This window comes from Clostridium sp., from assembly GCF_036639235.1.
Lineage (GTDB): Bacteria > Bacillota > Clostridia > Clostridiales > Caloramatoraceae > Clostridium_AB.
Genome location: NZ_JAVWJB010000046.1, coordinates 1 through 12,174, shown reverse-complemented (window position 1 = coordinate 12,174; position 12,174 = coordinate 1). Strand labels below are relative to the sequence as shown.

General features: G+C 36.3%; 14 protein-coding genes. All 14 read right to left on the bottom strand.

All coding sequences use genetic code 11. From position 1 onward, the window contains the following. Positions 1-100: 100 nt before the first annotated feature. Positions 101-505, bottom strand: coding sequence for an ATP synthase F1 subunit epsilon (atpC, locus tag RR539_RS09295; RefSeq protein ID WP_332500363.1), 405 nt, complete (start codon positions 503-505; stop codon positions 101-103). A gap of 15 nt (positions 506-520) precedes the next feature. After that, positions 521-1,912 (bottom strand): F0F1 ATP synthase subunit beta, encoded by a 1,392-nt coding sequence (gene atpD, locus RR539_RS09290; RefSeq protein WP_332474376.1) that lies wholly within the window; start codon positions 1,910-1,912, stop codon positions 521-523. Positions 1,913-1,923: 11 nt separating this feature from the next. Then, complete coding sequence (gene atpG, locus RR539_RS09285) at positions 1,924-2,772, bottom strand: ATP synthase F1 subunit gamma (protein ID WP_332474377.1); 849 nt, start codon at positions 2,770-2,772, stop codon at positions 1,924-1,926. A 20-nt stretch (positions 2,773-2,792) separates the two neighbouring features. Further along, a complete protein-coding gene (atpA, locus tag RR539_RS09280) occupies positions 2,793-4,298 on the bottom strand; it encodes a F0F1 ATP synthase subunit alpha (protein ID WP_332474378.1) in 1,506 nt (501 codons plus the stop codon). Beyond that, positions 4,295-4,849, bottom strand: a complete 555-nt coding sequence (locus RR539_RS09275) for a F0F1 ATP synthase subunit delta (protein ID WP_332474379.1) — start codon at positions 4,847-4,849, stop codon at positions 4,295-4,297. The genes atpA and RR539_RS09275 overlap by 4 nt, the downstream gene beginning before the upstream one ends. Positions 4,850-4,851: 2 nt before the next feature. Then, positions 4,852-5,349 (bottom strand): F0F1 ATP synthase subunit B, encoded by a 498-nt coding sequence (locus RR539_RS09270; RefSeq protein ID WP_332474380.1) that lies wholly within the window; start codon positions 5,347-5,349, stop codon positions 4,852-4,854. Positions 5,350-5,427: 78 nt separating this feature from the next. Then, the gene (atpE, locus tag RR539_RS09265; RefSeq protein ID WP_332474381.1) at positions 5,428-5,658 is read right to left on the bottom strand and encodes an ATP synthase F0 subunit C; all 231 of its coding nucleotides are present in this window, start codon (positions 5,656-5,658) and stop codon (positions 5,428-5,430) included. A gap of 14 nt (positions 5,659-5,672) precedes the next feature. Beyond that, positions 5,673-6,386, bottom strand: coding sequence for a F0F1 ATP synthase subunit A (locus RR539_RS09260; protein WP_332474382.1), 714 nt, complete (start codon positions 6,384-6,386; stop codon positions 5,673-5,675). A 1-nt stretch (position 6,387) separates the two neighbouring features. Then, a complete protein-coding gene (locus RR539_RS09255) occupies positions 6,388-6,780 on the bottom strand; it encodes a hypothetical protein (protein WP_332474383.1) in 393 nt (130 codons plus the stop codon). 697 nt (positions 6,781-7,477) lie between these two features. Beyond that, positions 7,478-8,608 (bottom strand): non-hydrolyzing UDP-N-acetylglucosamine 2-epimerase, encoded by a 1,131-nt coding sequence (wecB, locus tag RR539_RS09250; RefSeq protein WP_332474387.1) that lies wholly within the window; start codon positions 8,606-8,608, stop codon positions 7,478-7,480. 36 nt (positions 8,609-8,644) lie between these two features. Continuing rightward, positions 8,645-9,670, bottom strand: coding sequence for a glycosyltransferase family 4 protein (locus RR539_RS09245; protein WP_332474388.1), 1,026 nt, complete (start codon positions 9,668-9,670; stop codon positions 8,645-8,647). Between the two features lie 482 nt (positions 9,671-10,152). Continuing rightward, positions 10,153-10,611, bottom strand: a complete 459-nt coding sequence (locus RR539_RS09240) for a deoxycytidylate deaminase (RefSeq protein WP_332474384.1) — start codon at positions 10,609-10,611, stop codon at positions 10,153-10,155. Further along, on the bottom strand, positions 10,598-11,227 hold the full coding sequence (gene upp, locus RR539_RS09235; RefSeq protein WP_332474385.1) for a uracil phosphoribosyltransferase: 630 nt from the start codon (positions 11,225-11,227) through the stop codon (positions 10,598-10,600). The genes RR539_RS09240 and upp overlap by 14 nt, the downstream gene beginning before the upstream one ends. A 24-nt stretch (positions 11,228-11,251) precedes the next feature. Further along, the gene (gene rpiB / locus RR539_RS09230) at positions 11,252-11,701 is read right to left on the bottom strand and encodes a ribose 5-phosphate isomerase B (RefSeq protein ID WP_332474386.1); all 450 of its coding nucleotides are present in this window, start codon (positions 11,699-11,701) and stop codon (positions 11,252-11,254) included. Between the last annotated feature and the right edge of the window lie 473 nt (positions 11,702-12,174).

Genomic DNA, 12,174 nt, shown 5'->3' with positions numbered 1-12,174 from the left:
GAGGATATGTAGACATAGTAAGTAAGCTTCAAGGAATAGGAGCAAATATAGAAAAGATATAAAAAAAATGACCATAACATTATTGTTATGGTCATTAGTTTTACTTGTTAAATTCTGATGCATTGATTCTAGCTGCTGCACGAAGTAGAGCAAGTTTTGCTCTAGCTATGTCAACATTCTCTTCTTTAGCCTGAATTCTCTTCTCGGCTCTATCATGTGCATCTTTTGCTCTTTGAAGGTCAATTTCCTGTGGCCACTCTGCTGAGTCTGCTAGGATAGTACCCTTGTTATCAGCGAATTGTATAAATCCACCTGACATACTAAAGTACTTATCATGACCGTTCTCTACTATCTTAACAACTGCAGGCTTTAATCCTGTAACATAAGGTATGTGATTTGCTAGGATTTGAGCTTTACCATCTAGAGTCATAAAATTTATAGACTCTATTTGTCCCTTGAAGAACTTCTTCTCAGGAGTTACAATTTCCATTTCAAATGTAGCCATTATATCACCCCTAGATTAAGCCATAGCTTTAGCTTTTTCTAATACTTCTTCGATAGCTCCAGCAAATAGGAATGCTCCCTCTGGAATATCGTCGTGCTTTCCATCAAGTATCTCTTTGAATCCTCTGATAGTTTCCTTAATAGGAACATACTTACCAGCCATTCCTGTAAACTGCTCAGCAACGTTAAATGGCTGAGATAGGAATCTTTGAATCTTTCTAGCTCTTGATACTACAAGCTTATCTTCTTCTGATAGTTCGTCAATACCAAGTATTGCAATAATATCTTGAAGTTCTTTGTATCTTTGTAGTATGTTCTTAACTCTTTGAGCAACTTCATAGTGTTCTTCTCCAACTATTCTAGGGTCAAGAATTCTTGAACTTGACTCTAGTGGATCAACCGCTGGGTAAATACCTAGCTCTGAGATTGATCTTGAAAGAACTGTTGTTGCATCAAGGAATGTAAATGTTGTTGCTGGTGCTGGGTCAGTTAAGTCGTCCGCCGGAACGTAAACAGCTTGAACTGATGTGATTGAACCATTCTTAGTAGTTGTGATTCTCTCTTGTAGTGCACCCATCTCAGTAGCAAGTGTTGGTTGGTATCCAACCGCTGAAGGTATTCTTCCTAGTAGGGCTGAAACCTCTGAACCTGCCTGTGAGAATCTGAATATATTGTCTATGAATAGAAGTACGTCTTGACCTTGATCTCTAAAGTATTCAGCCATAGTAAGACCTGTAAGCGCAACTCTCATTCTCGCTCCAGGTGGCTCATTCATCTGTCCGAATACTAGAGCTGTCTTATCGATAACTCCTGATTCCTTCATTTCGTAGTAAAGGTCGTTACCTTCTCTTGTTCTCTCACCAACACCTGTGAAAACTGAAAGTCCACCGTGTTGCTTTGCGATGTTGTTAATAAGCTCCTGAATAAGAACTGTCTTACCAACTCCTGCACCACCAAATAGACCGATTTTTCCTCCTCTTTGGTATGGTGCAAGTAGGTCAACTACCTTGATTCCTGTTTCGAACATTTCAGGTGCAACTGATTGTTCGTCAAATGATGGAGCTTTTCTATGAATAGGATATACTTCCTTAGCTCCTACATCTCCAGCATTATCTATAGCATCTCCAAGTACGTTGAAAAGTCTTCCAAGTGTAGCCTCTCCAACTGGAACTGATATTGGCGCTCCTGTGTCAACAGCCTTCATTCCTCTTACAACACCTTCAGTAGCTTCCATACTAACAGTTCTAACAACGTCGTCACCGATATGTTGCATTACTTCTGTTACTATTTCCTTGTTTCCAATTTCTACTTTAACAGCGTTATATATTTCAGGAAGCTGGCCATCTTCAAACTTTACGTCTATAACAGGTCCGATTACCTGAATTACTTTACCCACATTCTGTGCCATGTTCTCCCTCCTTAGTCGTTAAGAGCTTCTGCTCCACCAACGATTTCCGTGATTTCTTGAGTTATACTACTTTGTCTAGCTCTGTTAAACTGAAGCTTAAGCTTATCAATAAGCTCATCAGCATTCTTAGATGCATTGTCCATAGCAGTCATTCTACTGCTATACTCACTTGCAATTGAGTTAACTGTTGCATAGAACATTGTAGTACTTATATATTTAGGTACGATATAATCAAATATTTCAGCAGCTGAAGGTTCAAATACCATTTCACGGCCCTTAGCCCCTTCAACTCTTTCCATTGGTAGAACTTTTACAAATTCTACTGTTTGCTTAACTGGTGAATGGAACTTAGTGTAAACTACATGTACACTTGATGCTTCACCCTGTTCAAAGGCGTTTATTGCAGGTCTTATTATATCAACACAATCTTTGTATGAAGGTGTTGGTCCAAGATCAACAAACTCTGCCATCGTATCAAAGTTTCTACTTGAGAAAAATGCTCTAGCCTTCTGACCAACTGTTATAAGTGAAACTTCTTTCCCCTTAACAGCTGATAGTGTTTGTGAAAGTACATTTGTGTTGTATCCTCCACAAAGACCTGAGTCAGAACTTAGAACAACATAAATGTCCTTCTTACCTTCTACTCCGTTAAAGTATACTGAAGATGCAACTTCTGATGATAGTGCAAGCTCCTTTATAACTTCATCAAACTTATCAAAGTATGGAGTAGTACCTTCTGCTCTTTCTCTAAGTTTCTTAAACTTTGCTGTGGCAACAAGTCCCATAGCCTTTGTTATCTTACGGGTGCTAGTTACAGATTTTATTCTACGCTTTAAATCAAGTAATCCTGCTCCAGCCAAGGTAACACCTCCTTGTTGCCTTATTTAAAGATCTTTTTAAATTCTTCAATTACGCTATTAAGCATTCCCTTAATTTCGTCGTTTAGTTCCTTCTTAGTGATAATAGCTTCAAGAACTTCTCCCTTGTGAGTTCTTACGTACTCAAGGAATTCCTTCTCAAATCTCTTAACCTCTGGAACTTCGATATCGTTAAGGAAGTTATTAACAGCAGCATATAGTATAACTATTTGCTCTTCTACTGGCATTGGCTTATATTGGTCCTGCTTAAGTACCTCAATAAGTCTTTGTCCCTTTTCGATTCTTTCCTTTGAGTCCTTATCTAGGTCTGAACCGAACTGAGCGAATGCCGCAAGTTCTCTATATTGTGCAAGCTCAAGTCTTAGTGAACCTGAAACCTGCTTCATTGCCTTAATCTGAGCTGAACCACCAACACGAGATACTGAAATACCTGCGTTTATAGCTGGTCTAACCCCTGAGAAGAATAGATCTGACTCAAGGAATATCTGTCCGTCAGTGATTGAGATAACGTTAGTTGGTATGTACGCAGTAACGTCTCCAGCTAGTGTTTCGATTATAGGTAAGGCTGTAATTGAACCTCCACCTAGTTCCTCTGAAACTCTTGCTGATCTTTCTAGTAGTCTTGAGTGAAGATAGAATACATCCCCTGGGAATGCTTCACGTCCTGGTGGTCTTCTAAGTAGAAGTGACATTGTTCTGTAAGCAACAGCGTGCTTTGAAAGGTCATCATATACTATAAGAACGTCCTTTCCAGAATACATGAACTCTTCTGCCATAGTTACCCCAGCAAATGGTGCAAGGTACTGAATCGGTGCAGTTTCTGATGCTGCTGCTGAAACTACGATTGAGAAGTCCATTGCTCCATGCTCTTCAAGTGTATTAACTATGTGTGCAACAGTTGATTGCTTCTGTCCGATAGCAACATAAACACAAATACAATCTTTACCCTTTTGGTTGATGATTGTGTCTATAGCAACTGCAGTTTTACCAGTTTGTCTATCACCGATAATAAGCTCTCTTTGACCACGACCGATTGGAGTCATTGAGTCAATAGCCTTAATACCAGTTTGTAGTGGTACGTTAACTGATTTTCTGTAGATAACCCCTGGAGCTACTACTTCTACTGGTCTAGTCTTATCAGTGTTAATAGGACCCTTACCATCGATTGCTTGCCCAAGTGAGTTAACTACTCTTCCGATCATAGCTTCTCCAACTGGAACTTCAACTACTCTTCCAGTTCTCTTAACTATGTCTCCTTCTTTGATTCCTGTATCTGATCCAAATAGCACGGCACCTACATTATCTTCTTCAAGGTTTAGAGCCATTCCTAGAACTTCTCCTGGGAATTCTAAAAGCTCTCCTGCCATGCACTTTTCAAGACCGTAAACTCTAGCGATACCGTCACCAATATTGATAACTGTACCTGTGTCAACAGATTCAAGCTTGCTCTCGTAGTTCGCTATCTGTGACTTGATTATTGAACTTATTTCATCAGGTCTTATACTCATGCTCTCACCTCGCCACCTTGTTTCATTACTTCTTTTTGTATCTTCTCAAGGCTACCCTTAATAGTTCCGTCGATTACCTCGTCGTCTATCTTAAGGTATACCCCTCCAATTATGCTTTCATCTACTAAATTCTCAACTATAACCTTAAGGTTATACTTAGCTGAAAGTTTTGACTCAAGGCTCTTAATCTCATCTTCTGTCATTGCAATTGCAGTTGTAGCATAGGCTACCTTGATTCCCTTGTGTTCTTGATATAATTTCTTATATCCAGCATAAACAAGTGAAACCTCATTAATTCTACCATGTTGCATTAAAAGAACAATAAGCTTTAATACCTCTTCGTCACAGTTGCCTTTGAATATGTTTTTAATGACTGAGATTTTTTCCTCAATACTAATTGTTGGGTGGTCTAAAAACACACTAAGGTCTTTGTTTTCCTTGTATACAACTGAAACAAGTCCAAGTTGATCTAGGAAAATATCCAGTTTGTCTGAATCAACACCAGCCTCAAATAGGGCATGGGCATATCTTTTTGCAGCAATTTCTTGCATGATTATACCCCTACCTTATCAATAAACTCTTGAATAAGGTCACGATGTTTAGTTTCGTCTAACTGTCCACCCATTGACTTTGCAGCAGCAAGCATTGAAAGTGCGATAATTTGCTTCTTGATCTCGTCTTTAGCCTTATCCATTTCTCTCTCTGCATCTGCCTTAGCTCTTTCTCTAACAAGAGCAGCTTCTTTCTTAGCTTCTTCTATCATTTCATCTGAAAGCTTATTAGCTTTAGCCTTGTATTCTTCAACAATTTTCTTGCCTTCAACTTCAGCTGTTTCCATTTGAGCCTCGTACTTAAGCTTTAGTTCCTTGGCACTGGATTTATCATCCTTAGCCTCCTTAATATCACTTTCAATAGCATTCGCTCTGTTTGCCATAAAAGTTGATACCTTTTCAAAAAGGAACTTTCTTAAGAACCAATATAGTATAAGAACATTAACTATAGTTAAGACGAAGGTCTCAAGGGTAACATTAATGCCAACACCTATATCCATGTTCTGCCTCCTCCTGATTCTAATAAGGCTTGCGTAATTGGAATACCCCTACTAGCAAGCCAAAATAAAACTCTCTTATTACATTACGAATATGATAAGGATTGCAACTAGTAATCCGTAGATAGCTGTTGCTTCTGAAAGTGCAGCACCAACGATAAGTGTACTTGTAACTTCTCCCTTAGCTTCTGGTTGTCTTGCAACTGCCTCACATGCTTTACCTGTTGCGATACCAACCCCAATTCCTGCTCCTAGAGCTCCTAAAATAGCAATACCTGCTCCAATTGCCATAAGTCCTTGTACTAAATCCATTATTTCTTCCTCCTTTAATGTTCAGTTGTTGTTTTTATAAATATCATTGTTAACATTGAGAAAATGATCATCTGTAGTGTACCGTCGAATATATCGAAGTACATGTGGAATGGTATAGGTATTACTGCTGCCAGTAATGGAATTCCACCTAATAGTGCACCTGAAACATATTCAAGTCCATGATAGATAAGTTCCATAATAATTACAGCGGCGGTAATATTACCAAAAAGTCGTAGACTCAGTGATACTGGTACGAATACTCTCTCAACTATGTTAAGCGGTAGTAAAAATGCTTTCGGACTACCAAATGCCTTAAGGTAGTGTCCAAACCCTGTTCTCTTAATAGCAGTTGCCTGTATAAGAACAAAGGTCATAATTGCAAGAGCTAGTGTTACACCAAAGTCATAAGTAGGTGCCTTAATACCACCAAATAGCGGTGTAAGGTTCATGAATAAAATAAATATCATAATAGTTCCTATGTACGGTGCAAATGATCTGTATGACTTACCCATGGTGTTTTCTACAACTCCATAAATAGTATCAACTAACTTCTCAACTAAAACCTGTTTACCCTTAGGTACAGTTTCAAGTCTTCTAGTTAAAACTAATACAAGCGCCGCCACAACAATCATAATACCCCACTGTACCTGTGTTGCCCATGAAATACTAAATTCATGTCCAAACAGAGTAAAGTTTATATTAGATATTTGTAAAGCAAAGTCACCCACGTTAACCCTCCTTTCTTTTCTCAAAATGCTCTTTAATAACTGGTATTACAAGAGCTATGTGTATTGTTAACAGCCCAGAAACTAGGGCAAACACATTTGCATTAAAAAACTTAATAAATCCAACTAATAGTAGTGCTACAACAACATATCTAAATCCAAAGAAAAAGGTCTGTTTCGACTTTCCTCTTCCTCCTCCATTTGCTGCATTGTCTAATATTATGTCTGAACCTATCGCTAGTACAATAAAATTAATTAAACCTATTAAAAAACCGCAATAATAATAGAGTCCCATATTAAGCCCAAAGATTAGTGATACTGGTACTCCAATAAATATAGAAACTATTATGAAAATTTTGGTTTGTGTGGTTATAAAATCTAATGTATTTGAATTCATTATTCAGCTCCATGTTTCTATTGAAAAATTATATTGCGTTAATTGCTTTAAAAGAGTTATCGACATTCTATGTAAATTAATGTATGTTTTATATGTAATTTCTAATAAAAATATTAATTGTAAATTAAAAAAATAACAATACTTGAATATGATATTTTGATTTTATCACTTTAAGTGTAAATTTTAAAGTAAGTTTTTAATTTTTAGATAAGCTCCCTCGTCGTTTTAAGGGATTATCTCTCATATCCTCGTTTTTTCTAATATTTTTTCCATTATATCATGATTTGAAAAATTTAAAATAGTCGTTCAATTCAAGCATATAGTATTAGATTTCTGTTAAATTTTAATAATTTGTTTATGGTTTTTGGTATTGCTTTTGAAATATTATATTAATATATTACAAAAATTCATAAATATTAGAGTAAATACAATAGTATTTTTTGTATTCTTAATAATTATGTAAAACACATCCTTAATTATCATTTATGCCTATTCTATACAAAATTAAGGATAATTATCAATATAAAATTTAAGTTAATATTGAATTTTATATATAATTATACATTTAACGGTAATATAATTTCAATATATTAATATTAAATGGTGTATATAAATTTAGATAAAGAGGCATTATCCATGCCGCTTTATCTTATATTCCAATGATTATATTATGCTTTTTTGTGAATTCTATTCTAAATTAGATAAGTTGATTTGGCTTTTCTGATGTTTTACCAAAATAATAAAGTATAGTGTCTACTATCCTCTTTGATGCTAATCCATCACCGTATGGGTTAACCGCATTAGCCATTGCTTCATAACTTGACTTGTTGTCTATAAGGTCTAGTGCCTCACGTGTAATATCTTCCTTTACTGTTCCTACAACCTTAACAGTTCCAGCAGCTACTGCCTCTGGTCTTTCTGTTACATCACGAAGAACAAGTACTGGAAGTCCAAGATGTGGTGCTTCCTCTTGAAGTCCACCTGAATCTGTTGCTACCATGTAGCTTCTATTCATAAGATTATGTGTTTCCTTAGTATCTAGTGGTGATAGTAAGTGTACTCTATCAACATTACCTAAAATGCTTTCCACTACATTCTTAACAACTGGGTTAAGGTGTACAAGATATACAATCTCTACATCTTCTCTAGTTGTAACAACTTCCTTAAGAGCATTGCATATATTCTCAAGTGGCTGTCCCCAGTTTTCTCTTCTATGTGCAGTTACCATTATAACTTTTTTGTTTTCGAAGTCTATTTTGTTAAGTATATCTGTTTGGAAAACGTAGTCTTTCTCAACAGTCTTAGCCATAGCATCAATTACAGTATTACCTGTAACAAAAATATCTTCTGCTGGTACCGCCTCTCTTAGTAGGTTACCTTGACTAATCTTAGTAGGAGCAAAGTGTAGATCTGCTATTGCACCTGTAAGCTTTCTATTTGCTTCCTCTGGAAATGGAAAGTACTTATTAAATGTTCTAAGCCCAGCTTCTACATGTCCAATCTTAATTTGGTTATAAAATGCAGCTAGTGCACCTGCAAATGTAGTTGTCGTATCTCCATGTACAAGTACCATGTCTGGCTTAGCACTTTGAAAAGTCTCATCAAGTCCACTTAAAACCCTGTTAGTTATTCCAGTAAGACTTTGTCTTTCCTTCATAATATCAAGGTCGAAATCAGGAGTTATCTCAAATAGCTCTAAAACCTGATCTAGCATCTCTCTATGCTGTGCAGTAACACATACAATAGACTCTATATCCTCTCTACTTTCTAATTCCTTAACTAATGGAGCCATTTTTATGGCTTCAGGTCTTGTTCCGAAAATGGTCATAACCTTAATCTTATTAGTCAAAGTTAACACCTCTCTTTATTTATTACTTTTGTTTTTGCCTAATATGTTCATTTCTACTGCAAATGCTAGTATTAACCCACAAACAATTACTAATAATGCAAAGGACTGTTTTGGGCTAACTATCATTGCTATTATAGATGAAAGTCCAAGTATTGAACTTATTACATACATTATGTATACAACTTGACGCTGGGAAAGCCCAAGGTCTAATAGTCTGTGATGAAAATGTCCCTTATCTGCCTCCATAATAGGCCGATTATTAATCTTCCGCCTAATAATTGCAAATAGGGTATCGTATATAGGTAATCCTAGTGCTAATATTGGAACTGCAACAACCACAACAGTTGCTGACTTAATAGCTCCTTCTATTGATATTGCCGCAAGTAGGAATCCTATAAGCTGACTTCCTGTGTCTCCCATAAATATCTTAGCAGGGTTAAAATTGTATGGTAAAAACCCAAGACAAGCACCTGCAAGAACCAGTGTTAATACCATAGCTGTGTATCTGCCACCTATAAATGACACTCCAAATAATGTTAAACATGATATAAGTCCTATACCACATGAAAGCCCATCAAGTCCATCAATAAGATTAAAGGCATTAGTAATGCCAACAACCCAAAGTATAGTAACTGGAATGGTTATAAATCTAATATCCACCATATTCCCTGTTGAATCAAATGGAACACTAACCGTATCTATTGTCATTCCGAATCCTATAAGTATAATTGCTGCTATAACTTGAAATATTAATTTGTATATAGCCTTAAGTGGCTTAATATCATCATATATCCCTATTAAAGTAATAAGTGTTCCTCCAATAAGAACCCCAATAGTATGAGGATCGCTACCTAGTACCATAAGTGTACAAATAGTAAAGGATATATATATAGCAAGACCACCTAGTCTTGGTATTGGCGTTTTATGTACTCTTCTATCGTCCCGTGGAACGTCTATAGCATTCACCTTGTAGGCTAGCTTCTTAACTAGAGGAGTGGCTGCAAATGAAATTATTACTGCGCATAAGAATAACACAAACATCGTTGTTGCCACAAATTTCACTCCCTCACCCATTAGATTGGTATAATGTTATACCTTACTATTTTAACATAATACATTATTATTTACACCTACTATTCAAAATTGCAGGGCTTTAGTAGAGATTCTTCCTTATTTATACATATTTTATACATTAGAAAAGGTTTTCATCTTTAAGTTTCTTTAGTCCCCTTCCCCCTACAAACAAAAGGATAGGCAAAAGCCTATCCTTAAATTGTTAACAAACCAATATTTAAAAAAATATTGGTTTGTCTTATAAAAAAATTCAAATTCATGGTCAAGGGGGACCTGTGCCGCCGCCGACCATACCTCTCAAGGGGTCAAGTGACGCTTTAGCGCCTTCTGTAGCTTTAGCACCCCTTGGCAAACCTCATGAAAAACCTGTTTTTCATGACAGGCTGTTGACTTTGTCAACAGCCTGAGGATAGGCAAAAACCTATCCTTTTATATTTCATACTACTATATTAATTAGTAGACTTAATCTTTTCAACTTGAATATGTGATTCTTCTAGCATCTGAAGTGAAAGTTCATCTGGATACTCTCCCTCATATACTACCCTTGATATTCCCGATCCCATAATAAGCTTAGTACATATTATACAAGGCTGTGCAGTAATATAGATAGTTGCACCATCTATTGATATACCGTTTTTCGCAGCTTGAGTAATTGCATTTTGCTCAGCATGTAGTGCACGACAAAGCTCATGGTTTTGTCCTGATGGAATATTAAGTTTTTGTCTTAAACAACCTCTAGTATCACAGTGTTCAATATTCGGTGGAACACCATTGTAACCTGTTGTTAGTATTCTATTTTCCTTAACTATTACAGCTCCTATTTGGCGTCTTAAGCAAGTTGAACGTTTCTTAACCACATTAGCTATTTCAATGAAATAGCTGTCCCAGTCTGGTCTACTTTGTACCAAAGATTCTATCTCCAGCATCACCAAGACCTGGTACTATATAACCGTGGTCATTTAGGTATTCGTCTATGTGAGCAACGTATAGGTCTACTTCTGGGTGTACTTCATGGAATGCTTTGATTCCTTCTGGTGCAGCTAGTAGACACATAAGCTTAATATTCTTAGCCCCTCTTTGCTTAAGTAGAGTAACAGCATCTGCTGCTGAACCACCTGTAGCTAGCATTGGATCTGTAACTATTATTTCTCTCTCTGATATATCACTTGGAAGCTTACAGTAGTATTCTACTGGCTTAAGAGTTTCTGGGTCTCTGTATAGACCTATATGTCCAATTTTAGCAACTGGTACTATTCTAAGCATTCCATCTACCATTCCAAGACCTGCTCTAAGTATAGGTACTATTGCAACCTTCTTACCTGTTAGCATCATTGTCTTACTCTTACATAGTGGAGTTTCAATTTCAACTTCTTCTAGTGGGAAGTTTCTTGTAACTTCGTAACACATAAGCATTGAGATTTCTTCAAGAATCTCTCTAAAATCCTTTGAACCAGTCTCTTTCATCTTCATAATTGAAAGCTTATGCTGAATTAATGGATGATCTGTAACTACTACTTTATTCATATTAGCCCCCTGCATTTTAAAATTTTACTTTAAGTATTCTTTTTCAATGTCATCTATCATATTAACTCTTTTCTCATGTCTTCCACCTTCAAAGCTCGTTTCTAAGAAAGCGTCAACAATGTCTAGAGCTATTGATGGCCCTGTAATTCTCTCACCAAGTGCAAGAATGTTTGAGTTGTTATGCTGGCGAGTTGCTCTTGCCGTAAATGAATCTGTACAATGGGCAGCTCTAATTCCTGGAACCTTGTTAGCTGCTATAGATATACCAATACCTGTACCACAAACTAATATTCCAAAATCAAACTCCTTGTTTGCAACTGCCTTTGCAACCTTATATCCGTATACTGGATAGTCACATGACTCTAGTGAGTGACATCCTAAATCTTCAAATTCTATCCCCTTAGATTCAAGGTGCTCAATTATTAACTTCTTCAAGTTAAATCCACCATGATCTGATCCTAATGCTATCTTCATACCAACGACCTCCTAACCTACTCAACTAATTATTTTATAATAAATAACCTACATATACAAGTAGGATTGTATATTTTTTGACATAATAACAAATCAAATTCATAAATTTTGTCAAATACCCTATGTTATTTAAACTCCTTTAAGTTAAAGTACACAAACCTATTAATATATGTAAAATATTCCTTGCCGAATTAAATGTAAAATAATACATACAACAAAAGAACTCAAGCCATGCTTGAGTTCTAATTATAAACTTCTAATCCATGATCAAGGGGGACCTGCGCCGCCGCTGATCATACCTATTAAGGGGTCAAGTGACGCTTTAGCGGCACGCAGTAGCTTTAGCACCCCTTGGCAAATCTCATGAAAAACATGTTTTTCATGACAGGCTGTTGCTTGGCCAACAGCCTGAACTAAGGCTTAGCTTGAACCTTTTTTATTTATTATTAACGTTTTTAAGGTTAGTTATTCTA